At 38.7% G+C, this 23701-nt stretch carries 17 protein-coding genes and 1 pseudogene; 9 read left to right on the forward strand and 9 right to left on the reverse strand.

The window, feature by feature from the left end; all coding sequences use genetic code 11:
- From FFU37_RS13000 to FFU37_RS13015, 4 genes are all read left to right on the forward strand, one after another.
- Positions 1-600, forward strand: coding sequence for an XTP/dITP diphosphatase (locus FFU37_RS13000; protein WP_002962573.1), 600 nt, complete (start codon positions 1-3; stop codon positions 598-600).
- Entirely contained in the window at positions 597-1733 is a 1137-nt protein-coding gene (hemW, locus tag FFU37_RS13005; protein ID WP_138489659.1) for a radical SAM family heme chaperone HemW, read from the forward strand. The genes FFU37_RS13000 and hemW overlap by 4 nt, the downstream gene beginning before the upstream one ends.
- Before the next feature lie 79 nt (positions 1734-1812).
- Positions 1813-3648, forward strand: a complete 1836-nt coding sequence (locus FFU37_RS13010; RefSeq protein ID WP_138489660.1) for a DUF885 domain-containing protein — start codon at positions 1813-1815, stop codon at positions 3646-3648.
- Between the two features lie 90 nt (positions 3649-3738).
- Positions 3739-4407 carry a hypothetical protein gene (locus FFU37_RS13015; RefSeq protein ID WP_138489661.1) on the forward strand — a complete coding sequence of 223 codons (669 nt, stop codon included), beginning with the start codon at positions 3739-3741 and terminating at the stop codon, positions 4405-4407.
- Here FFU37_RS13015 and FFU37_RS13020 read toward each other — a convergent pair.
- A complete protein-coding gene (locus FFU37_RS13020) occupies positions 4390-4833 on the reverse strand; it encodes a hypothetical protein (protein WP_002962578.1) in 444 nt (147 codons plus the stop codon). The two genes, FFU37_RS13015 and FFU37_RS13020, sit on opposite strands and share 18 nt — an antisense overlap.
- Before the next feature lie 275 nt (positions 4834-5108).
- Positions 5109-5825 carry an SIMPL domain-containing protein gene (locus FFU37_RS13025; RefSeq protein ID WP_002962579.1) on the reverse strand — a complete coding sequence of 239 codons (717 nt, stop codon included), beginning with the start codon at positions 5823-5825 and terminating at the stop codon, positions 5109-5111.
- Positions 5826-5939: 114 nt separating this feature from the next.
- Between FFU37_RS13025 and FFU37_RS13030 the strand changes: the two genes are divergently transcribed.
- Both FFU37_RS13030 and FFU37_RS13035 read left to right on the forward strand, forming a co-directional pair.
- On the forward strand, positions 5940-8609 hold the full coding sequence (locus tag FFU37_RS13030; protein WP_138489662.1) for a bifunctional acetate--CoA ligase family protein/GNAT family N-acetyltransferase: 2670 nt from the start codon (positions 5940-5942) through the stop codon (positions 8607-8609).
- Positions 8609-9562: an ion transporter gene (locus tag FFU37_RS13035; RefSeq protein ID WP_138489663.1), complete on the forward strand. Its 954-nt coding sequence runs from the start codon at positions 8609-8611 to the stop codon at positions 9560-9562. The genes FFU37_RS13030 and FFU37_RS13035 overlap by 1 nt, the downstream gene beginning before the upstream one ends.
- A gap of 16 nt (positions 9563-9578) precedes the next feature.
- On the opposite strand, the pseudogene FFU37_RS13040 reads toward FFU37_RS13035, so the two are convergent.
- The 3 genes and pseudogenes from FFU37_RS13040 to FFU37_RS13050 form a co-directional block, all read right to left on the reverse strand.
- Positions 9579-14080 (reverse strand): annotated as a pseudogene (locus FFU37_RS13040) (EAL domain-containing protein).
- Between the two features lie 25 nt (positions 14081-14105).
- Complete coding sequence (locus FFU37_RS13045; RefSeq protein ID WP_024596205.1) at positions 14106-14507, reverse strand: GNAT family N-acetyltransferase; 402 nt, start codon at positions 14505-14507, stop codon at positions 14106-14108.
- A 14-nt stretch (positions 14508-14521) separates the two neighbouring features.
- A complete protein-coding gene (locus tag FFU37_RS13050) occupies positions 14522-14725 on the reverse strand; it encodes a DUF3283 family protein (RefSeq protein WP_002962585.1) in 204 nt (67 codons plus the stop codon).
- A 119-nt stretch (positions 14726-14844) separates the two neighbouring features.
- On the opposite strand from FFU37_RS13050, the gene FFU37_RS13055 reads away from it, so the two are divergent.
- A complete protein-coding gene (locus tag FFU37_RS13055; RefSeq protein WP_138489664.1) occupies positions 14845-15543 on the forward strand; it encodes a substrate-binding periplasmic protein in 699 nt (232 codons plus the stop codon).
- Here the strand turns inward: FFU37_RS13055 and FFU37_RS13060 are convergent.
- On the reverse strand, positions 15540-15785 hold the full coding sequence (locus FFU37_RS13060) for a DUF1289 domain-containing protein (protein WP_138489665.1): 246 nt from the start codon (positions 15783-15785) through the stop codon (positions 15540-15542). The two genes, FFU37_RS13055 and FFU37_RS13060, sit on opposite strands and share 4 nt — an antisense overlap.
- 105 nt (positions 15786-15890) lie before the next feature.
- Positions 15891-17024: a 1-acyl-sn-glycerol-3-phosphate acyltransferase gene (locus tag FFU37_RS13065; RefSeq protein ID WP_138490038.1), complete on the reverse strand. Its 1134-nt coding sequence runs from the start codon at positions 17022-17024 to the stop codon at positions 15891-15893.
- A 389-nt stretch (positions 17025-17413) separates the two neighbouring features.
- Between FFU37_RS13065 and FFU37_RS13070 the strand changes: the two genes are divergently transcribed.
- Together FFU37_RS13070 and FFU37_RS13075 are read left to right on the forward strand one after the other, a co-directional pair.
- Positions 17414-18358: a D-2-hydroxyacid dehydrogenase gene (locus FFU37_RS13070; RefSeq protein WP_039488305.1), complete on the forward strand. Its 945-nt coding sequence runs from the start codon at positions 17414-17416 to the stop codon at positions 18356-18358.
- Positions 18359-18543: 185 nt separating this feature from the next.
- Positions 18544-18924 (forward strand): DUF3192 domain-containing protein, encoded by a 381-nt coding sequence (locus FFU37_RS13075; protein WP_024596200.1) that lies wholly within the window; start codon positions 18544-18546, stop codon positions 18922-18924.
- A gap of 66 nt (positions 18925-18990) precedes the next feature.
- Here FFU37_RS13075 and FFU37_RS13080 read toward each other — a convergent pair whose 3' ends face one another.
- Both FFU37_RS13080 and FFU37_RS13085 read right to left on the reverse strand, forming a co-directional pair.
- Positions 18991-19890, reverse strand: coding sequence for a diguanylate cyclase (locus FFU37_RS13080; protein ID WP_039488304.1), 900 nt, complete (start codon positions 19888-19890; stop codon positions 18991-18993).
- Positions 19874-23683: a PAS domain-containing hybrid sensor histidine kinase/response regulator gene (locus FFU37_RS13085; RefSeq protein WP_138489666.1), complete on the reverse strand. Its 3810-nt coding sequence runs from the start codon at positions 23681-23683 to the stop codon at positions 19874-19876. Before FFU37_RS13085 ends, FFU37_RS13080 begins: the two co-directional genes overlap by 17 nt.
- Between the last annotated feature and the right edge of the window lie 18 nt (positions 23684-23701).

Here is a 23701-nt window from a genome sequence, read left to right on the forward strand (position 1 = left end):
ATGACCAAAACTTTAGTACTTGCTACAGGTAATCCTGGCAAAGTAAAAGAGCTAGCTAACATGCTAAGCTCTTTGAATATTAATGTAGTTCCACAGAGCGATTTTAACGTAGGTGAAGTTGCCGAAACCGGCACTACCTTTGTTGAAAATGCCATTATTAAAGCGCGCCATGCCGCTAAAATTACCGGCATGCCAGCTATTGCCGATGACTCAGGTTTAGAAGTCGATGGCCTAAATGGCGCACCCGGTGTTTACTCAGCCCGTTTTGCAGGCCCAGGTGCCAGCGATCAAGATAACATTGATAAGTTACTCGTTGATTTAGGTGATAACCCTATTCGCAGTGCACGCTTTTGGTGTGTACTGGTGTTAATGCGCCACGCAGACGACCCTACTCCGCTTATTTGTAGTGCTAGTTGGGAGGGCGAAATTACGCTCACTCAAAATGGCAACGGTGGATTTGGTTACGATCCTGTGTTTTTTGTAGCAGAGAAAAATTGTACGAGTGCTGAGCTTACAAAAGAGCAAAAAAATGCAGTGAGTCATCGCGGACAAGCGCTGCAAAAGTTATTACTAGAACTACAGCAAAAAGGCGGCCTGTGAACCTTCCACCACTGAGCTTATATGTGCATGTGCCTTGGTGCGTGCAAAAATGCCCGTACTGCGATTTTAATAGCCACGGACAAAAAGGTGAAATACCTGAAGCTGAATATGTTCAACACTTAATTGATGACTTAAAAGCAGATTTGCACTTAGTGCAAGGGCGTAAAATTCACAGTATTTTTATTGGTGGCGGCACGCCAAGCCTATTAACTGGTGCAGCTTATACCCGATTATTAAATGAAGTCGACAACCTAATTGGGCTTGAAGAACACTGCGAAATTACCCTTGAAGCCAACCCTGGTACAGTAGAAACAGGTCGCTTTAAAGATTACGTAAAAGCAGGCATTAACCGTATTTCTATCGGTGTGCAAAGCATGCAAAACGACAAGTTAAAAGCACTTGGTCGGATTCATGGCAGCGACGAGGCAAACTATGCCGCGCAACAAGCTACAGAAGCCGGTTTAAATAGCTTTAATCTTGATTTAATGCATGGCTTACCTGGGCAAACACTTGATGATGCTCTGAGTGATTTAAAACAAATAATAGCGCTCGATCCACCGCATATATCTTGGTATCAATTAACTATTGAACCCAATACTCAGTTTGCTTCAAAGCCCCCTACCTTGCCACAAGATGAAACACTGTGGGACATTCAAGAACAAGGGGTTGAGTTACTCGCGCAAGCAGGTTACGTGCAATACGAAATATCAGGCTATGCAAAACCAGGCTATCAATGCCAACATAACTTAAATTATTGGCGTTTTGGCGATTATCTCGGTATTGGCTGCGGCGCACATGGTAAGGTTACTGATGCAAATACAGGGCTTATAACGCGTACCGAAAAGGTTAAACATCCACGCGGCTATATGGATTTAATTAAACCGTATATGTATAAAAGCTGGCATGTAGAGCAAGACGATTTAGCGTTTGAATTTTTTATGAATCGCTTTCGCCTTGTTGAGCCTTGCCCAATTAATGATTTTAATAAACTAACAACACTGCCGCAGCAAAGTCAGCAAAGTGCATTAAACCAAGCAATAAATAAAGGTTTATTGACTCAAACAGACAGCCATTGGCAGGTAACCTTAAAAGGTCATCGCTTTTTAAATGACCTGCTAGAATTGTTTGTGTAGCGCTAAGGCACTGCACAACAATATAAAACTAATAAATATAAATCACCCTAATGGGTTTCTAACAACAAAAGGGAAAACAATGCGTAAACTCACTTTTATTGCGGCCGCAGTAAGCGTTGCACTACTTGCTGGCTGCCAGCAAACTACACAACAATCTACTTCAGCCCCTATTGCACAAGCAGTTCAATCACAACAAAGTGAAGTAGACAAAGCCAATGCATTTTTTGAAGATACATTTAACCGCGATGTAATGAGCAGCCCTGTATATCAAACATACATGGGGATTAAGCAAGATTACGATAAATGGGACGATGGCAGCGAAGAAAGAAAGCTTAAAGATTTAGCACAAACAAAAGCTGACCTAGTTGCATTAAAAGCAATTAATCGTGATCTATTAGATGATGCAACAAAAGTTAGCTACGACTTAAAAAAACAGGATCTTGAAAGCTCAATTGCTGACTTTAAATGGCGCTACCATAATTACCCTGTGAACCAAATGTTTGGTACGCATTCTATGATCCCTGCGTTTTTAATTAATCAGCACTCAATTAGTAATGTAAAAGAAGCTAAAGACTACATTTCACGCCTAAATGGTGTAACTGGTGTTATTGATCAGCTTATCGTTGATTTAACTGTACGTGCAGAAAAAGGCATCATAGCCCCTAAATTTGTGTTCCCGCATGTTATTGATTCAAGCAAAAATATTATCCACGGTGCGCCATTCGAAAAAGGCGATGATTCTACATTGCTTGCTGACTTTAAACGCAAAGTAACAGCGCTTGAAATTAACCAAAACGAAAAAGACTCGTTAATCAGCGATGCATCAGATGCATTAAAATCGGCTGTTAAACCCTCTTACTCTAAGCTAATTAATTACCTAGCGCAGCTTGAGAAACGTGCTGATGATCGCGATGGCGCATGGAAATTACCAGATGGTGAAGCATTTTATAACAACGCACTTAAGCGCACTACAACAACAGATTTAACGGCTAAAGAAATTCATGCAATTGGTTTATCTGAAGTGACACGTATTCATGATGAAATGCGTGAAATTAAAGATAAAGTAGGCTTTAAAGGCGACTTAAAAGCGTTTATGCAGTTTATGAAAACTGACAAACAATTTTACTACCCTAATGATGCACAAGGTAAGCAACGCTACCTTGATGAAGCCACTGGACTTATTGATACAATGAAAACACGCTTAGATGAGTTATTCATTGTTAAACCAAAAGCTGATTTAAAAGTAAAAGCAGTTGAAGCATTCCGTGAAAAAGCAGCGGGCAAAGCATTTTACCAACAGCCAGCTCCAGATGGTTCACGCCCAGGTATTTACTACGCTAACCTTTATGACATGGAAGCTATGCCAACATATCAAATGGAAGCACTTGCTTACCACGAAGGTATTCCGGGTCACCACATGCAAATCGCTATTTCGCAAGAACTAGAAGGCGTTCCTAAGTTCCGTAAATTTGGTGGCTACACAGCATATATTGAAGGTTGGGGTTTATACTCAGAGTTTATTCCTAAAGAAATGGGCATGTACTCAGACCCTTACTCAGATTTTGGTCGTCTTTCAATGGAGCTATGGCGCGCATGTCGTCTAGTGGTTGATACGGGTATTCACGCGATGAAGTGGACTCGTCAAGAAGGTATTGATTACTACGTAAATAACACGCCTAATGCAACATCTGACGGTGTTAAAATGGTTGAGCGTCACATTGTAATGCCTTCGCAAGCAACGGCTTATAAAGTGGGTATGCTTAAGATTTTAGAGCTTCGTGAAGATGCTAAAAAGCAACTGGGTGATAAGTTTGATATTCGCCAGTTCCACGACGTAGTACTTAAAAATGGTCCTGTACCACTAAATGTACTAGAGAACTTTGTTAATGAATGGGTAGCAAGCAAAAAAGCTTAAAACCAATTTAAACAATTGCTTTAAATATGAAAGGTCGCATTTGCGGCCTTTTTTGTTTTATAGTAGTAAAAAAGATTTTTGGAAATAATAATGGATTTAAGCATACAACTACTTAATGCGCGTATTTCAAAGCAACAGTTAAATGAGCTCGATAACGACTTTAAGCAGTTAAGCCCTGCTCAGCAAACTTTGCAGCTTAACCATTTATATGACAGCGCCCAACGGTTGAGTGTTAAGTATGACTTTATGCAAAACATAGCAACGCGGATATTAAGCTCTAACACAGCGCCTACTCCATTTATTAATCAACTCACTAATATTGACGCATTGAGCTTTTTTACCCCTGCGCTGAAAGTAAATAAAGGCTTTTTAGTACAAGATACACAAGGAAATAACGTACTGCACAATGTGTTTAAGCATGCCGATGCTACAAAGCTGCCATTTAACTATGTGCGCTCTTTGATGTTGTTTGAATCAAATGATGAGTTAGCTAAAGCGCTGGCGCAGCCCAACTCTCATGGCTTAACACCGGTTGCCTGCTACATAGCCTATGCAAATAAACCTAGCACACCGGTAAAGCATGAATTTTCAGCTTTGTTAGCATTAATGGAAATAGAGCAAAAACAAAACCCTAACGCAAAACAGCAGCTTGCCAACGTAATAAAAGGGCAAAAAGTTAACGAGACCACAATTTTACTGAGCGCCGCTTACTTGCAACGCTCAACGGCGCAAGTTGCTCACCTAATCAAGGCGCTTTAATTCACTCACAACTTCTGTACGCACACTGTCTATGGCATGTGTAATAGATTGTGCAGCACTTTGGTGATCAACCATATTTGGCCAATTTGTTTGCCAGACCTTTTGTAAGTCTTTTGTTTTTAAATGTACTTCATCAACGGCTAAGTAGCTTAAGTCATGAATTAAGTTAACTTTAACCCAGCCTTTTCTGGGGCTGCCATCTATTTTGTTATTATCGTAATGTGCCGCAAATACAATAAGCTCAAGCTCGGCTAGTTCTTGTAAAATTTGAAAACTAGCAATGCGTGTATTGTTGTTATCTTCACTTGCCTCCATCCGCCATGCATTATAACTAAAGCCTATAAACGCAAATACTACGCTCGCTATAGCAGTGAAAAAATACGAACGGGGCGCCAGTACAAACTGACCATATTTAGACTCTGACATATTATTTCCTAGGGCCTGTTTATCTTTCGAGGTTAAATTTGCAGCAGTATGTTTGGTATTTAGGCAAGGCAGAGCCTATGCAGTGTGGTTATTCCCCATTAATAGGCGATAACGTGGAATAAATGCCAAACATGCGCTGCCCGAAGGGTTCTGCCTAGGGGCAATTTACTCTTTGTTGCTCGGTTTTTACTTAGCCCGCTAGGTTACAAACCTCACGCCGCGATTAAATCGGCCCCTAGATTGAACAAATTTTAATCCTGAAAGGTCAACAGGCCCTAATCATTTAAATAATATTCAACACTGGTTACCACTCTTATATTTTTTATTTGCGGTGTGTTTGAATCTCGATTACTGATACTAAATTGCCCTTGGCGAGCTGTTTTTATTTTGCCTAATTTTGAATTAGAGTCTTTTGCAAATTTATTAGCGACTTCACGCGCTTTTTCAGTTGCTTCTTGCACCATCGCAGGCTTTACGTCATTGAGGCCAGTAAAGATGTATTCAACTTTTGTTTCGTAGCTATCTTGCACTATTGCGATATCTTGTTTAGCAAGCTGGCTTACTTTACTCAGCGCGTTTTGCACTTTATCTGGCGCAGCAGAATAAACAATAATATTTGAGCGCACTATGTATCTAAATTGTTGATTTTCATTGCTGTATTCACGTGCTTGCTTATCAATAACTGACTGGCTACCTATTGTTATTTCATCGTCGTCAAAACCATGGAGTTTTAAAAAAGCAGTTACCGCATCATTTTTTTTCTCAACCCGGCTTACTAATTTTTCAAGATTATTGTCGGCATCACTAAATTGCAGAGGCCAAATTACCGTATCGGCTATTACTTCTCGCTCGGCCAATCCCTTAACCTGCACAGTACGTTCCATCCCTTTCACACTCAAAGCGGTACTTTTTAAAATAAACCCTAAGCTAATTAAGCCTATACTTAAACAAATAGCCGCTATAACAATGTAAAAACCGGGGGTTTTATTCACAATAATCTCCTTGATTGATATCAATAATAAGCATCGAGACGCTCGAAATAACACAGTAAACAGGGTACATTGAGACTATAAATAACGCAAAATTTAATCAGCCTAGGAAAAACCATGAGCCTTAAGCGTATAACCCAATTTTTTAACCCAAGCTCAGTGGCCGTTATTGGCGCCTCTAACGTATCAACTCGGGCTGGTTTTGTGGTTATGCGCAACTTACTTCAAGGCGGTTTTAAAGGGCCGATAATGCCCGTTACTCCAAGCCATAGCGCAGTACATGGCGTACTTGCTTACCCCTCTATTGCTGACTTACCAAAAGTACCCGACCTTGCTGTTATTTGTACTAACAAAAATACCTTAATTGATATTATTGAGCAGCTTGGAGAGCTTGGCTGTAAAACGGCTATTGTTATTGCCGATGGGCTATCTGGGGAACAAAAAAGCGCGCTTAAAGCATGCGCTCAAGCCAAACAAGTTACTTTGCTTGGACCCAATTGCTTAGGCTTGCTGATCCCTCATATTGGTTTAAATGCGAGCTTTTCACATACCGTGGCAAGCCCAGGTAAAATAGCATTTGTATCGCAATCAGCAGCAGTATGCTCAACCATTTTAGATTGGGCTAAAAACAAAGAAATTGGCTTTTCATATTTTGTATCAGTAGGCGATTGCCTTGATATAAACTTCAATGAGCTACTCGACTTTTTAGGTCGTGATGCTAAAACAAAAGCTATTTTACTCTACATAGATAACATTGAAGATATTCGTGGTTTTATATCAGCAGCAAGAGCCGCGGCCTTTAGTAAGCCTGTAATTGCGATTAAAACAGGTAAAACAACTGCGGGCGCACTTGCAGCCGAAATTCACACCGGCGGAAAGCAAAGCTCTGACGCTGTTTACGATGCGTTATTTCAACGAGCGGGTATGCTGCGTGTAAATGATTTACGAGAGCTATTTGCAGCGACACAAACACTCGCCATGCATCCAAAATTATTAAAAGTAGAACAACTGACAATTTTAACTAATGGCGGCGGCCCAGGTGTTATGGCTGTTGATGAGCTAATTCAAAACTCCGGTAAATTAGCAGAGCTAAGCATTGAAACCCGAAATGCACTAAATAAAGTCATTCCACAATCAGAAACCACCTCAAACCCTGTGGATATTTTTGGCGACTCAGCACCTGCGCGTTATAAGCAAGCATTAGAAATTTTACTGCACGCAAAAGAAGTTAAAAACTTACTGATTATCCATACTCCCTCAGCGCTTGCGCCCAGCGAAGACTACGCCAACATTATTGTAGAAACCTTACAAACATTACCTAAAATGGCACGCCCTTACGTTATAACTAACTTTATGGGTGAAGACGCATCTTACGCTGCCAGAAAAGTGTGCTCAAACAACGCAATACCCACTTATCGTACGCCCGAAGGGGCTGTAGGCGCGTTTATGCACTTGGTAACGTATCGTCGTAACCAAAAGCATTTAACGCAAACACCCGAGTCGAACACTGATGACGCTAAAATAAATAAGGTGGCAGCTAGAACCCTTATTAATGAGTTTTTAGATGATGGACAAAGCTACTTACCTACTCATCAGGCAAGCCAAGTATTGAACCACTATGGTATTAAATGCATTCAAACTGAGGTCGCTTACACCCCAACAGAAGCCAAAGAGCAAGCCATAGAGCTTGGTTTTCCAGTCGCATTAAAACTGATTAGTCCAAGTATTGCTTCAAAGTCTGAAGTAGGTGGGGTGGTGCTTAATTTAAACGACGCCAACGAGGTTGAACAAACTGCTTTTGCGATGCTTATCCGTATTAAAAACACTTATCCGGATGCTGTTATTGAAGGGTTTTCATTACAAAAAATGGCGCCGCGAGCAGGCGCAAATGAGCTGCGAATTGCAATTAAAACCGAGCCTAATTTTGGCCCAGTTATATTATTAGGTGAAGCAGGCACCGGCCTTGAATATGCACAAGCCGCCGTTGCTCTGCCTCCACTGAATATGAACTTGGCAAAGTATTTAATTGCCGCAGCGCACGACAAAGGCGTATTAAAGGAGCGCATACTCCCAGAAAAGGTTGATAAGTATCGTTTATGTGCACTGCTAACGCGTATTTCTCAGTTAGTTATTGATCAACCCGATATAAGATCAATGGAACTTAATCCTATACTTGCCAGCAATGGACAGTTTTTAGTGCTCGATGCCACTATGACACTTAGCCGCTATCAAACTCAGAGCAATCGTAAGCGCTTATCTATTCGTCCTTACCCTATTGAACTTGTTGAAGTGGTAACACTTAAAAACAACACTCAAGCTACGCTCAGACCGATAAAACCAGAAGATGAACAAGCTCATAAAGTATTTGACGAGTCACTTAACAAAGAAGACAGATATAAACGCTTTTTTGGCGAGCTTCCACAGTTTAACCACGATCAACTCGCTAAAATGACGCAAATTGATTACGACCGTGAAATGGCGTTTATTGTGTGCCAACGCTTTGAAGGTAAAACCCGTACACTGGGTGTGTCTCGCGTCATTATGGACCCCGATAACCTACATGCTGAGTTTGCTATTGTAGTGCGCTCAGACTGCCAAGGCTTAGGGCTTGGTCGTATACTAATGAGTGCTGCAATTAATCACTGCAAACGCCAAGGTGTGGAGTCGATTGAAGGCATAACCTTACCAGAGAATACAGGGATGATCGAACTTGCCCGTAAGCTAGGTTTTAAAATTAGTCGCGACTTTGAAGAAGGCAGTATTAACATGGTACTTAAACTTAAATAATGAATGAACCGCAAACGTTACGCCAAAAAATGGCTTGCCTGTTTGAAGGTACAGGTCAATATCAACGTTCAGGGCATATTCTTGATATTGCGCTCATTAGCATAATAATGATTAACGTTGTAGCCATTGTTATTGAGTCAATCCCAAGTGTGGCAGAGCAGTATTACAACGAATTCTTAGTTTTAGAAATTGTCTCGGTCGCTATTTTTGCTATTGAGTACTTAGCCAGGCTTTGGGCTTGCGTAGATAAAACACACTATGTAGCAATGGAAGGCTCGAACAGTAAACGCAGATTAAAGTATTTTTTATCACCACTGGCGTTAATCGACTTAATAGCGATTTTGCCAAGCTTAATGATGTTTTTATTTCCTCTCGATTTACGTTTTTTACGCATACTCAGATTATTAAGAGTATTTAAACTCACTCGCTACTCACGCGCCATGCAGCTACTTTTAAAAGCCTTTAACGATGAAGGTAGTTCATTAATGGCTGCTTTTTTTATAATGGCCGTTGTGCTTATTTTAGCTTCATGCGGAATTTATTTAATTGAGCACGATATACAACCCGATAAATTTGGCTCTATTCCTGCGGCTATGTGGTGGGCAATGGCAACACTAACGACCGTTGGTTATGGCGATGTAGTACCTATAACGCCATTGGGTAAGTTTTTCGGTGGCGTTATCACACTACTGAGCATGGGTATGGTCGCTATTCCTACCGGGTTACTGGCATCTAGTTTTTCAGAACAGATACGTAAACGCCGTCAGTTTTTTGAAGACGCTGTGCACGAGTCAATTCAAGATGGCACACTTAATGACACCCAACAAGTACACCTAGAAGAGCTACGCCATAAGCTAGGCTTGAGTAAACTTGAAGCTAATAAGGCCATTAAAACGCAGTTAAATGAGCATAACAGCCATTTGTTTTGCAGACACTGCGGTAAAAGGCCCTAAATAAGTACTGCTATTATTAATTAAATATATCACTCCAATCGCGATTAATAAGCGCGAGTACTTCGGTATTAGGTACCGGTTTACTAAATAAATACCCTTGGAAATGCTTGCACCCTCTCGCCTTTAAAAAAGCAAGTTGATGCGAGCTTTCTACGCCTTCAGCGACACACTCTTTGCCTAAACTATCTGCAAGCGCGAGTGTTGATTGGATAATGGCCTCATCATCAGAATCTATGCCTATGTCTTGTACAAAGCTTCTATCTATTTTAAGTACATCAATAGGGAAACGCTTTAAATAAGTAAGCGATGCGTAACCTGTACCAAAATCATCCATGTACAATCTACAACCCAACTTTTTAAGCTGTTCCATGCTGTGCAGCGCTTCTTTTGAATCACGCATTAATATTGATTCGGTTATTTCAAAAACAATTGCCTCAGATGATACACCTGAATTATTTAACGCTTTTTTAATTTCAGGTACGAGTTCTTTAAACTCAAAATCTAGTGCCGATAAGTTAATAGATAAATACAGGTTAGGTGAGGCTTTTCGCCATTGTTTTAACTCCAATAAAGCGCGCGCAAAGGTCTGCAGCATAATTTTTGTAATTAAGCCTATCCCCTCTGCAGCCAGCGAAAACTCTTGAGTTTGTACTAGTTTATTTTCGGGCCAACGCAGCAGTACTTCAAAACCTTCTGTTTTTTGGCTCTTAGCATTAATAATAGGCTGATAATAATTACAAAACTCTTCTTCTTGATACGCTCTAGTAAGCTGAGATTCAAGATGCAGCGCTCTTTGAACATGCTGATTCATCTCTTGCTTATAAAACTGGTAGCGCCCTTCTAAAGAGTCTTTTGCATGATATAACGCTATGCTCGCAGCTTTTAAAAGTGCGGGGCCTTGCTCTGCGTCATCTGGCGATATCGACACACCAATACTTAAATTAACGTTTACAACTTGACCATTAATCGCAATATTTTGATTCACGCAATCCATTAACTTAGTGCATATTATAAGTACTTGCTCTATCTGATGAATATCTTCTACTAGCACAACAAACTCATCGCCACCAAATCGCGCAACACTATCCGATGGTCGCAAAGAGCACTTTAAGCGCTCAGCAACTTCTTTAATTAGCTCATCAGCCGCTTCGTGCCCTAATGAGTCATTAAAGTATTTAAAACGTTTAATATTGATATGTAACAAAGCCACTTTGCATCCATGCAGTTTTGCTTGTTCAAGGGCGTGTTCAACGCGGTCATTAAATAATGTACGATTTGGCAGCCCAGTTAAGGCATCGTAGTTGGCCAATAAGTGCAGTTCGTTTTCAGCTGATTTTTGTGCGTTTATATCGGTTAAAATAATGACATAGCTATTAAGGCGCTGCTCGTTATCGGCCACTGCACTTATTTTCACAAGTACATGACGCGATTCACCATTAGCTAAAACCACACTGTCTTCACACGAAAAATGCTCTCCAACAGATAGCTTTTGCATAATGCGTAAATAATCAAAACGATTGCTGCGCGATATACCTAAATTTAAAGTCCGACTAGATAACGACTCTGCGGAGAAGTTAAAGGCGGTTTGCAGTGATTTATTAGAAGCCCGAATATTTAAGTTTTTATCGAGTATAAACACCCAATCACGTGTTTGCTCAAATGCTGCCGTAAATAGTAAAGCATGTTCTTCAAACACCATTTCACGGGTCATATTAGTATAAGTACCCGCTACTTTTTGTGGAGTTTTATCATCCCACTCAACGACTTTTCCAAAATCCTTATACCAGCGCCAATAACCTTTTGCATGGCGCAGGCGGTAGGTGCAATTAAAGTAACCTTTATCGGTAGATAAAAACTCAAGCCACTCTAAGCGAAATAATTGTTTATCTTGCGGATGAATTTTAGATAAATATTCATCAAGGCTCACGGTTTCATTTTCGTAGCCCAACTCACTCGCTAAGCGAGGTTGGTAAATACTTGGATTACTTGATTCCCAATCCCAAACACCCGACTCGCTGCCTTCAAGCGCTAATTTTAAACGCGCTTCGCTTTCTTTACTTTCTTTATTTGCTGCCAATAAAATACGCTGAATTTTATTACGGCGCATAACCCACATAGCAACAAAACCAATAAACAGCATGGCGTAAAGCACCATAAAATAAGGTGCACGCCAAAGCGGATACTTTACTTTTATTTTTAAAATAGCAGGCGAGGTATATTCGCCAGTCAGGGGGTCTTTAGCCCAAACTTTTAATTGGTAATTACCTGGATTCAATTTTGGAAACAATACGCGGTTGTTATTTCGAGTATAACTTTTTTGTCCGTTATCGAGTTGATACTCATAAATGATGCGTTCTTGATTACTAAATGCCATAGCCGAAAATGCCACTTCAAGCCCAATATCATCATGATTTAACACAACTTCGTTGAGCGGCTGTTTTAAATCAAGCGATAGATCTCGTGACATTAAATCAACTCGCGTAATATTTACGTGATCAATAAGTGATTGGTAATTTTGGTTTTCCATTGGGTGAAAATAAGTAAAACCTTTTAAGCTACCATACGCAATATGGCCATCTTTGAGCTGTGCCATGGCGTTACTATTAAACTCAGCAGAGAGTAGCCCTTCTGACGTAGAAAATTGTTGAAAATGAAGTGTTTCTGGGTTTAATCGCCAAATGCCTTTATGGCTACTCATCCAGATCATGCCATCATCATCTAGCACCATATCGTAAAGCAATGTGCCTAATTTATTCTTCTCTAAATCGATTGTATGTACTAATTGATAAGTAGATGCGTCAAGGCCTATCAAGCCAAAATTAGAAAGTGATATCCACAATATATTGTTGTTATCAATTAAATAAGAAAGCACGCTAATGGCTACGTTTTCGTGCTGTTTTGGCACTTTGTAAATCATTTTAAGTGCTAAATCACTTGGGTTTACTTGATATAAAATACCGGCATTAAAAAATAATGGTGAATCTGGTTTATTGCTCAGCGCAGGTAAAAAGCCATGAGCTAAAAAGGGTTCAAACTGATCAAACTGGCCACCCAAACGCGTTATTACTTGAGAATCTATATTGTATATAAATACCCCATGATCTGAGTGTACAAAGTATAGATCGCCATTTGGCATTAGTGTAACGCCATGCACTCTACCAGTAATTAGCTCTTGATCAGCAGGATTATGCACTTTAGGTTCGCTAACTTGATGCGTTACAGGGTCAAAAATAAATAAACCACGGTTTGTATAAAGCCATAAATTATCTTTATAGGGCGTTATTTCATATACGGTAAACTCAGTGGTGAGTAAGTCGACTTTGTAGTCTTTTAAATAAGCTTTACCAATATTTGTTTTTAAATCAACCTCGGTAATACCGTTATGCGTTGCAAGCCAAAGCTTATCTTTATATTCGGTAATCCCCCAGATAGAGTGATGCGATAAACCATCCCCCCGAGCAAAGTGCCATCGACATTATTAAAATGATAGCTGTCGTGAGATAAGTAAAACGCACCGTCGGTTTTAGTCGCAACCCACGTACCACCCGATTTATCTTTAGCCATATCAATAATACTGGTATCAGCAAGTGTGTACTTACTTTGGGCTATTCGAGTGTTTTTAATCATCTCTTTTGTGTTTAAATCAAATTTAAACAAGCCTTTGTCGGTAGCTAAATCTATTGTTCCGTGTTCGTTTACTATGCTCCAAACATTTAAGTCACTTAGTAATACTTTACTTTTAAAAGGTATATCTGGGCGTTCAAACATTTTTGATAAGTTACTAATATCAACTTCGTATAAGCCTTGTACCGCCCCGACTAACAACTGTTTATTTTCACCTAATGCGAAAGACTTTACATTATTTTGGTAAATATGCTCAGCTTCACCTTTTAAGTGCTGTAGAGGTCTAACTTGCTCTGTGGCAATATCAAATACGTATGCACCATGGCTTGTACCTATAAATATATAACCATTGTAGGCAAACAGCTTTCTCACAAGGGTATTTTTATATTTAGCAGGCAGCTCAAAAATAGTTGTTATTTTTCCGGTTGCTATATCAAGCTTTGCAAAATCGCGGCCTCGCCCAATCCAAAGTGTTTTTTTATCAACGGCCACCATACTAAAAACAGACTGATTGATAATTTCTTCTTCACTGGTAGGTTTTTCTAGGAATTGCTGATATGAATCTGTTACGGGGTCGTACCTAAATAGGCCTGCAAGTAACGAGGCAATCCAAATATGTCCTTGAGGGTCTTGGTAAATACGATCGATGATCGCCTCTTCTAACTCACCATTAGGGCCATTTATTGGAATAACTTGATAGCCATCATAACGATTAAGCCCGGCCTCTGTCGAAAGCCAAAGGTAACCGTTAGTGTCTATAAGCATTGTATTAACGTAGCTTTGCGATAAGCCTTCGCTTGGAGATAAACGTTTTACTTGTGCCCCTACTTGGCAACTTAGAATAGTTATTAAAACTACAAAGCAACTAATGATCCCATTAACGCATTTACTCATGCTTATTCCATATTATTATTTATTATTATGGGTACTCTAGAGCGACTATATTTCGATGTTTGTAAGTATCAAAAAGTACTTGTAAAGCAAGAGTATATGTTAACACCTGGTTAAAACCAATAGCACAATATAAATCAGCTACGTTTTCATATGCGAAGGTCTTTATCTCTCTATTTTGCGACTTTAAGAGTGTTGAAAGCAATTGTTTTGCAATCCCTTTACCGCGATGTTCCAGCGCAACAAACATGGTAGATAAAAATAAAAACTCTGTTTTATCTTGTAACCTACATGCTGCCACTATTTCATTATTATAGTAAGTAACCCATACCTTATCTTGTTTATTAGCACGCCCTCTTACGCTGTGCTTTTTGTAAAATTTATTCACAAGTGGGGTTTTTAGTTCATTTAACACTTCAACTTTATACATTTTTATATCGATATTTAGCTAAGCATTAGCGCTAAATACTGTTCAAACTTTTGTTTCAAAACCATTTGCTCTGCCATTGGGCGGCTGTGGATTGTGTTGTAAACTTGCTCTCTCGTTTTTTTATTACGCTTAATTTGATACGCCCAAAAAGACGCTTCATAATCTAACTGAATTTGATATTTTTCTTCACGTGGTAATAGGCATAAATTAAAACTCACAATACTTCCTCATTCACTTTTAAGATTATTTGATTCCCCCTCTAAACTGGGCAAGAGGTAATCTCCTTGTTATTATACGCGTCTTATTTTATTTATTTCTGTAGTAATTGGAACTGATAATGAATAGACATTTTAGTATCTTGTTATTATTGGTAAATTTATTTTTTAGTGCCTCTTGTTTTAGTCATCAATACAACCTCACTTTTAATCGTCCGCAAAGTACACCTCAAGCTGATTATGCCTTAGAGCTATTAAAGTTAGCATACGCAGATATCGGTTTTAAAATACATATAATCGATTTTAGTCACCAAAATGCTTTGCTCGCTGCAAATAATGGCGTACTTGATGGCCAGTTAGGAAGAGATGCAAGCATTGAAGAAAATTACGAAAACTTAATTAGAGTCGATTATGAGCTATTTAAGTTTGACTTAGTATTATATAAAAACTGTTTACCTAACAGTTTAGAACAGCTCGATAGCGTCGCAATCGTTGATGGCTACCCTGTGCAAGAACATTATTTAGCAAGCACACAGTTTGCAGGGAATATTATTAAAGTTAAAAGCATGAATACCCAACTTAATTTGCTTGCTCAGAAAAAAGTACAGGGAGCTCTAATGATTAACTTTATAATGCAAAACAATGAGCTCCCATCACCTCAAGGCTGTTTTGTAAAAGAAGTATTGAGTACTTATCCGCTTTATCATTATTTAAATAAACGTAATGAAAACTTAGTAGAAAAGCTTAAAACGTCATTAATTAATTTAGCTAACAATGGCACTGTGTACGCACTAAGAGCCAAATATGGATTGAGCTTTTAAAAGTCGAACCCTTGCTGCTGCGCCTGCGTGCTTGGCACTGCATTTTGCTGCTTTTTTTGAAGGTAGCGCTTGTAGCGCTGCTGGCACAAACTAAGCACCTTCTTTTTTTGGTCGTTCGATAAGGTATTCCACGAAAAGCGCTCATCCCGACTACGATAACACCCTTTGCAATACCCTCTGTTGTTAACGAAGCAAATACTTTTGCAAGGACTTGGAATATCAAATATTTCAATTTGTTGCATGCATAAGTACCGCCCAGTTGAAGAGGAGGTATTAGTATAGCGTTATTTTTGAGCAAAAAAAAAGCAGCAATTTAATTGCTGCTTAGTTTTGTTGCGCTGGGATTATTAATACTCACAGCTATTGGTATTTATCTCTGTTTTACGGTGAAATGGCTTAGCGTACATGGCCAGCACTAACGGTTTTAACTCTTCTGGTACACAGGCTAAACGCTGTTCAAACGTCGCTGTATCTGGAGAGTCTATTACCGCCTCTTTACAGCCACCAGCAATGTAATTACCTGGGTGCAAATAAAACGAATCTACAATTTGCCTATCAATTGTTTTAGCAAGCTCTTCAGCACTATCACATTTAGATTCGATTGGTTGTCCAAATGCTAAATGCACATGCCCTTTAGCTGAACTAAAACCTTCAACAATACTGGCAATATCTTCACCCGCTGACTTAATATATTCACCATGATGCTGTTTATGATAAAGCTCTTTAGCCTTAGCAATTGCACACGGTTCATATTGATAAGAAATAGAAACAGGCACTATTTTTAACTCTTTAATATAATCGCCAAATTCTTTCTTTTGTTTACGTCCATTTAATTGCAACATTTTTAAAAGGGCAGGATCTGTTTGATCAAAACCGTCTTTTGCACGCCCTTCTTTTTGTGCAATCCAAATAGAATTTCCACCGATTAAAGAGTCATAGATATATGACGATAACTGGGTTAATGCTTTTAACATTTCTTTTGGTGCTTTAGCAGAGCGCTTAACAATGAAACTTTTATTTAAACGCATCAGCTCAGTAATGTAAGGTATTTGCAATAAATTATCGCCAATAGCAATACGCACTGTTTTCATTTTATGCTGATATAAACCCCAATTAACTAATGCAGGATCAAGCACTATGTCTCTGTGGTTTGAAATAAATAAATAGGCCTGATTAGCGTCTAACTGCTCTAGCCCAGAAAAGGTAACTTTTGATGTGGTGCGCTTCACTAGTTTATCTAAGTATTGCGCCACTTCATTTTGCACATCTTCAACGGTGCTTACTTTGCCCCATTTTTTGCGTAACTGATTTCTTACCATTGGACGTGCAATAAAAGGCACTGCCGATAAAAAGCGCGGTAAATTATACTTTGCTATTACATCAATAAACGCATCATCGTTAATCAAACGTGTAAGCGACGCCGCAACTTCGTCGTCGTTGTATGGGCGTATATCTGCGTATTTATCTTCTAATTCACTCATTACTACATCTACAATGTTAAAAAACGGCACGCTAAAGCGCACCGTTTATGTCTATATCCGATTATAACTCAGCCAATCTAAAATGCGAAATAACCAAAAAAACGATTTTTATTTTTAGCAACTTGCTTTAATACCGAGTTTAATTACCTTCTATGACCATAGGCTTGCTTATTAGTGCAATAAAACTGATCAGTCTAGCAAAATACCATGTTCTCAATCTGCTAGTGGGCAGACCACTACTACATAGCCCTCTAATCATTTGGTAGTAATACCATTAACAAAGCCTTTCTTTCGTAGTACCTTAAGCCTATATTTTAGATTTTTGATGGATCGTAAGCCTCTTTTTTACGATTTTAACTCTTTCAGATCCACTTATTTTAGGGCTCATAATGAACATTACTATTCTTGATAACGCAACGTTAGCTAAAACATCTCTTTCGTGTATAGAACAACTTGGTAAATTAACGACTTATGAACTTACCAGCCCAGAGCAAGTTATTGAGCATTGCCAAGGCGCTGATGTATTAATCACTAATAAAGCAGTTTTGAATCGCGATACGATTAGTCAGCTAACACAGCTGAAATTAATTTGCGTAAGTGCAACCGGTACTAATAATGTTGATTTAGAAGCCGCTAAAGAATTTGGTATTGCCGTAACTAATGTAGCTGGCTACTCAACCCCTTCAGTTGTTCAACATACGTTTTCTTTAATTACTAACTTACTGGGTAACACCCACCGCTATCAGGCAGATTGCCAGCAAGGCGCATGGCAAAAAAGTGAAATGTTTTGCATACTCGATTACAGCTTTAACGACTTACAAGGTAAAACATTTGCCATTATAGGCGGCGGTACACTAGGCAAAGGCGTTGCTAAAGTGGCTGAGGCATTTGGCGCTAATGTTATTGTTGCAGAGCGCAAAGGGGTTAAATGTCGTGATGGTCGTACGCCTTTTGAAGACGTCATTAAAACAGCCGATATAATCAGCGTACACTGCCCGCTTACAGATGAAACACGTGATTTAATTGCACTTAATGAGCTTAAAATGATGAAGCCAAGCGCTATAATTATTAATACAGCACGTGGTGGTATTATTAACGAAGCCGACTTAGCAACAGCGCTTGAGCAAAATCTAATTGCTGGAGCCGGTGTTGATGTACTAACTAAAGAACCTGCTGAAGCTTCAAATCCACTTGCTAATTACACAGGCAATAACTTATTACTTACTCCACATATTGCATGGGCAAGTACTGAATCTATTGTGCGTTTAATTAATGAAGTAAGTTTAAATATTGCGGCATTTACTAAAGGTGAATCACGCAACCGCTTGGTTTAATCATTTTATTGTAGTAATCAAATAAGCTAAAAAATGGCTGTTTTTACTAATATATTTAATATTTTATTAGATAAAAACAGCTTAACTCACTTAACAAACTGATTAATAACAGTTTATAAATATGGTCTACTCTTTGCTTTAATACAGTTAATAACCAATTAAAAATCTTATTAAGGTAAATAAAAATGAAAAAATCACTTTTAGCAGCCGCTTTAATCGCTCCATTTTTAACAGGCTGTGTTATTGCCGTGTCAGATGGCGAAGCTGAGACTCATTGGGCAGGGAAAAACTCATCAAGCTGGCAAGCACAGCATAAAAATAATCGTGAAGTTATATCAGAGCTAAAAATGGATAGCAGCTATCAGTCTGTTTTAACGCAATTAAAAACGCCTAATTTCACTGAGCTATTAAAAAAAGATGATGATGTATACCAAGTACTTTTTTATGTAACGCATAGCAAGCATTCAGATTCAAAAACAACAAAAGATGAATGTACGCCACTTGTATTTAAAAATGATAAGTTAGTGGGCATTGGTGACACCGCTTTAGGTATGATCACGCAGTAACCAATAAAAAATGTTTGATACAAAAACGCCAATATATAAATATTGGCGTTTTTGTATATTAAGTTTTTAGCGTGCGACTATTCTATCTCGCCCTGCATCTTTAGCGGCATATAAGCCTAAATCGGCCTCTTCTAATAATGCTTGCTCAGCATACACTTTACCACTTTGTGTAGTGGCAATACCTATACTTATAGTGATGTGGTCTGCATTTAATGAAGCTTTGTGTTCTATATTCAAAGCATTTACAGCATTGCGTAATTTATTAGCAAACTCCATTGCTTCATGCCTATCAATTCCTGGTAGCACAGCAGCAAATTCTTCTCCGCCATAACGAGCAATAAAGTCACTGCCACGTTCACATTGAGCTGCAAGTGCTTGCGCAACATTCTTTAAACACTCATCGCCAGCACGGTGTCCGTAGCAATCGTTGTAACGTTTAAAGTGGTCTATATCCATAAGTAACACCGATAGCGGTGTTCCACTTCGCTTGCTGCGGCGCCATTCTCGAGATAAGTTTTCATCAAGGTAGCGTCTATTTGGTATTTCAGTTAAGCCATCTATCGAAGCTAGCATTTCTAGCAAATCATTTTTTTGCTTTATGAGGAGTTGGTTCCGCACTCTAACGCGAACAATAGAAGGACTAAATGGCTTGGTTATGTAGTCCATTGCACCGAGCTCTAAGCCCTTTGCTTCATCATCATGGCTACGATTGGCTGATATAAATATAATAGGAATAGACTGAGTTATTGGGTTTTCTTTAAGCTCCACAAGTACTTGATAGCCGTCAATTCCAGGCATAATTACATCAAGGATTATTAAATCAACTTGCGCTGTTTTTACAAAGGTCAGTGCTTTTTCACCACTTTCAACCAAGAACACGTCGTGTTCTGCTTTAAGTGTTTTTTCAAGTACTAATCTGTTGATTGGATCATCATCCACAATAAGTACTTTAGCTCTTTTCGACATCCCTAACCCCTAGCCCTTTTATAAAAACAATTACCTGTTCTAGCTGTATGATAAGCTCTTGTAGTGTTATTTCAATAGGCTTATTAGTTGTTTTAAGCGTTCTTTCACACAATAAAGCACAATGTGATAATCGTCTAAAACCTAAATTACCAGCTACACCCTTGATACTATGCACTAAACGTACCAAATCATCCTTATTGGTTGTTTCTTCTAGTTGCGATAGCTGGGTTTCACACAAGCTAGCAAATTTATCAATCATCGTATTAAGTAGTTTTTCATCCATACTAAACTGCGTTAAAGCAAATGATTTTTCAAAAAAGCTTGGTTTAACTAAGTTTAAATCAGCAATTGCATCAATAAGTACTTTAGCAACAACCGGTTTAGTTAAATGTTTATTCATGCCGCACTTTAAAGAACGTTCTACATCAGCAGGTTCACAATGAGCCGTTAAAGCAAAAATAGGCAGTTGCTTTGCGTCAAACTGTTGACGAATCAAAGCGGTTGCTTGACAGCCATCGATTTTCGGCATTTGCACATCCATCAATATTAAGTCAGGCTTTAAAACTTGCAATAATTCCATACCAATTGATGCGCTTAAAGCCGTGACAACATTTACGTTTGCTTGGCGAAGAACACTGCTAATTATTTCTAAGTTAAGCTGATTATCATCAATTGCTAATACAAGTAGACCCGATATATCAGCTTTACTTTCAGTTGCACTGTTTACTGCGGCACTTGTATTAACTATAGGCTTTTGCTGAGAGTTCAAACTAAATAGCCTTTGCCCTAATGCCGATGCTTTAACGTGATGCGCAGCTAAGTGCTCGCTTGTCGGTAAATTAAGTGTGTGCTGATGATTAATAATAATTACCGATGTTTCTTTAGCTGATAACGAATCATTAATCGCTTCAACATTTAAAAGTGCAGGTAAGTCAGCTGCATCAATTATTATTTTTTGAGTATTAGAGAGCTTAATTGGGTATTTTAGTACCTCATCTAAATTAATATTAGCAAGTTCGTTATATGCATTTGTCACCTGCTTAAGCTCTTTACTTTGATCAGATAAAATAGCCAATGTATTAGTCGGTAGCACTGTGTTTTTAGTGGTATCAACTAACAAGCTAATACTGAAATAAAATTCGCTGCCGTGGCCTTTTTTACTCTTTAAAGCAATCTCCCCACCCATTAACGATACTGCATGTTTAACAATAGCTAAACCTAGCCCAACCCCTTGGTGTATGCGGGTTGAAGATTCATCACCTTGAGTAAAAGCATCGAATAAGCGACTTTGATCGGCTTCATCTATACCCATGCCAGTATCAATTACTTTAAAGCAAATATGCTGTTGCTCTAGGCTATCGCTTTCAATAAGTTCCATTTTTAAAGTAATGGAACCTGTTTTTGTAAACTTAACGGCATTAGTTAATAAGTTACCTAATATTTGCTGCAAACGTATACTGTCGCATATCAAATCAGGTGCTATTAGCGGGTCAATATCAATAAAAAATTCAATACCTTTTCCTTCGCACAATGGAGCCGTTAAGCTTTCACAAATATCTACTAGCTCAACCATGCTAAAAGACGCTTGTTTTAAATCGGTTTGCGAACCTTCAATACGTGCAAAATCAAGCATTCTATTAAGCATTAATAACAAGCTTTGTGCTGCATGCTTAGCTTGATCCGTTTGTTGTAATTGCTTTTGCGTTAAGCCTTGCTCAATTAACATATCAAGCAACCCTAAAACAGCGTTCAAAGGGGTACGTATTTCATGACTTAAATTGGCTATAAAGCGGCTTTTAGCTAGGGTTGCTCGTTCGGCATCAAGTTTTGATTTAGTTAAGGCACTCACATCCTGAATGTGTATAACATAATAAGCTGGATCGCGGTTTTCATCCCAGACAAGCGATACACTTAGTTGCAACCAGCTTGTTAAACCCCCTTGAGCAAGCGTTAAATGGTATACGCGTTTTTTGTCATCTAGCAATTGCGCTAATGTGCTTTTTATTTGCTGCCATTGGGAGTCACCAAATAATGCTTTCAACTGCTCCCCAACTAGTACTGGCTGATCAGAAAACTGCTTTCTTGCTGCTTTATTAACTTGTAATATTGTGTGTTCAAGCGAGAGTAAAACCACGCAGTTAGCCGCAAATTCAATGGCACTTCTAAATTTAGATTCAGATGATTTTAAGGCCAATAATGTTTGTTGCTGTTCAGTAATATCGCGGCCAATACCCATGGTTCCTAACAGGTGTTGGTGCTCGTTATAAAAAGGTGCAATAGTAAGTTGATACGATTTTGTATCGGTTTCTATTCGCTGTTCAACACTATTTCTGTTTTGTAATACTTGTTTTTCAAGCGCATTTATTTGCTGATCATTGTCACCTAAATCATCTACATATTTACCAACTAATGCAGTTTGATCTTTACCGATATACGCCTCAAATGCTTTATTGCATCCTAAGAATGAACCATCAATATTTTTAAAGTAAATAAGGTCTGGCACACTGTTTAGCATAGTGTTGAGCAAAGCTAAGTGGCGCTCTTTCGCTTCGTAACTGCGGCTTAGCTTTTCTGATTGCAACTGAACCTGGTCGTCCAGAGCTTTATTTGCACTTTGTAATGAATCAACTAACTGTTTGTTTTTAGTAAATACACGCTTCACTTTAGAAAACCAAGGTTGCCAGCTCAGTGGTACTTTGTAATTTAGCTGCTCTTCTTGCTGTGTACCGTTACTCTCAAGGTATGACATTAAATGAGTCATCGGCTTTATAAAAATGCGCTGACTTAACCAAAAAAACACGCCAAACATAATACTTAAAAATAGCGTTAAAAAAGTAAACTCTAGTAATATCTCATACTTAATTGAGCTTATTAATTGGGGTTTGTGCTCGTAAAATGCTGCGTGAATAGGTAACTCATCCATAGGCTGCATAAAGTAATTACTATCACTAGTTAATACTGTTTTTTGACTCTGATGATTGGCCAAGTCTGGCCAATAATTTTTTAACGCAGTCGCTTGCTCTATTATCTGTTTAGAGCTGGCGATAATTTGATGCGATTGGTTCATAAAAACGTATTCACCACTGTTCGGTGACACCTTTTTTAACCATCCAGAAATTGCTTGAACATCATAAATTAAAATAATGTAATCGGCTGAGCCAGTGCTTCGTTGTCGACCAATAGCAAAATACGAATTGTCATTCACTTTAACAATAGGGCTTGAAGTAAGTTTGTTTTGCGCAAATTTTGGCTTAAATTTTCCATTTAAAATTTCAGTAAGCATTAAACTTTGGCTTTTGTTGTGCCTGCTTACATAAGCAAAACCATTATCATCAACATACGCTACAGCAGATAACGACTGCATTAACGCAAGCGTTGTATTAAACGAAGGCCCTAATGTAATAGCCTGCTGCCACTGCATTAATGCCTTAGCAGATAACGCAAACTCACCTTTACCCACTATTTCAGTACTTTGATCAATAAAATGACGATAATAGTAACCATCATATTGATTTATGCCTTCGAGCAAATCTTGGTTTATTTTGGGATAAGTCGCTTGCTCGTATAAGTTAAACATGGTGGTAAGTAGATTACTCACCGAGTCCATCCCGTGGGTAACTTGCGCTGAAACATTTGTAAAATCAGCTTCGCGTTTTTCAACCGTCCGCTCAAGCTTTATATTATATAAGTGCAAGCACAGTAAAAAAGCGACAATCAATGGCACTAACAGCGCAATAAATAATGAACGATAATAATGCTTCAGAGGTAAAAAATTCAATGTACTGCCTGCCATTTGGCTCGAAAATCAATC

This window comes from Pseudoalteromonas distincta, assembly GCF_005877035.1.
GTDB classification, from domain to species: Bacteria; Pseudomonadota; Gammaproteobacteria; order Enterobacterales; family Alteromonadaceae; genus Pseudoalteromonas; species Pseudoalteromonas distincta.

Bases quoted from the DNA above. Each gene is read 5' to 3' on its own strand.
- FFU37_RS13000 (WP_002962573.1), top strand. From the start codon at position 1: ATGACCAAAACTTTAGTACTTGCTACAGGTAATCCTGGCAAAGTAAAA.
- FFU37_RS13010 (WP_138489660.1), top strand. From the start codon at position 1,813: ATGCGTAAACTCACTTTTATTGCGGCCGCAGTAAGCGTTGCACTACTT.
- FFU37_RS13015 (WP_138489661.1), top strand. From the start codon at position 3,739: ATGGATTTAAGCATACAACTACTTAATGCGCGTATTTCAAAGCAACAG.
- FFU37_RS13020 (WP_002962578.1), bottom strand. From the start codon at position 4,833: ATGTCAGAGTCTAAATATGGTCAGTTTGTACTGGCGCCCCGTTCGTAT.
- FFU37_RS13030 (WP_138489662.1), top strand. From the start codon at position 5,940: ATGAGCCTTAAGCGTATAACCCAATTTTTTAACCCAAGCTCAGTGGCC.
- FFU37_RS13035 (WP_138489663.1), top strand. From the start codon at position 8,609: ATGAATGAACCGCAAACGTTACGCCAAAAAATGGCTTGCCTGTTTGAA.
- FFU37_RS13045 (WP_024596205.1), bottom strand. From the start codon at position 14,507: ATGTATAAAGTTGAAGTGTTAAATGAACTAAAAACCCCACTTGTGAAT.
- FFU37_RS13055 (WP_138489664.1), top strand. From the start codon at position 14,845: ATGAATAGACATTTTAGTATCTTGTTATTATTGGTAAATTTATTTTTT.
- FFU37_RS13060 (WP_138489665.1), bottom strand. From the start codon at position 15,785: ATGCAACAAATTGAAATATTTGATATTCCAAGTCCTTGCAAAAGTATT.
- FFU37_RS13065 (WP_138490038.1), bottom strand. From the start codon at position 17,024: ATGAGTGAATTAGAAGATAAATACGCAGATATACGCCCATACAACGAC.
- FFU37_RS13070 (WP_039488305.1), top strand. From the start codon at position 17,414: ATGAACATTACTATTCTTGATAACGCAACGTTAGCTAAAACATCTCTT.
- FFU37_RS13075 (WP_024596200.1), top strand. From the start codon at position 18,544: ATGAAAAAATCACTTTTAGCAGCCGCTTTAATCGCTCCATTTTTAACA.
- FFU37_RS13080 (WP_039488304.1), bottom strand. From the start codon at position 19,890: ATGTCGAAAAGAGCTAAAGTACTTATTGTGGATGATGATCCAATCAAC.
- FFU37_RS13085 (WP_138489666.1), bottom strand. From the start codon at position 23,683: ATGGCAGGCAGTACATTGAATTTTTTACCTCTGAAGCATTATTATCGT.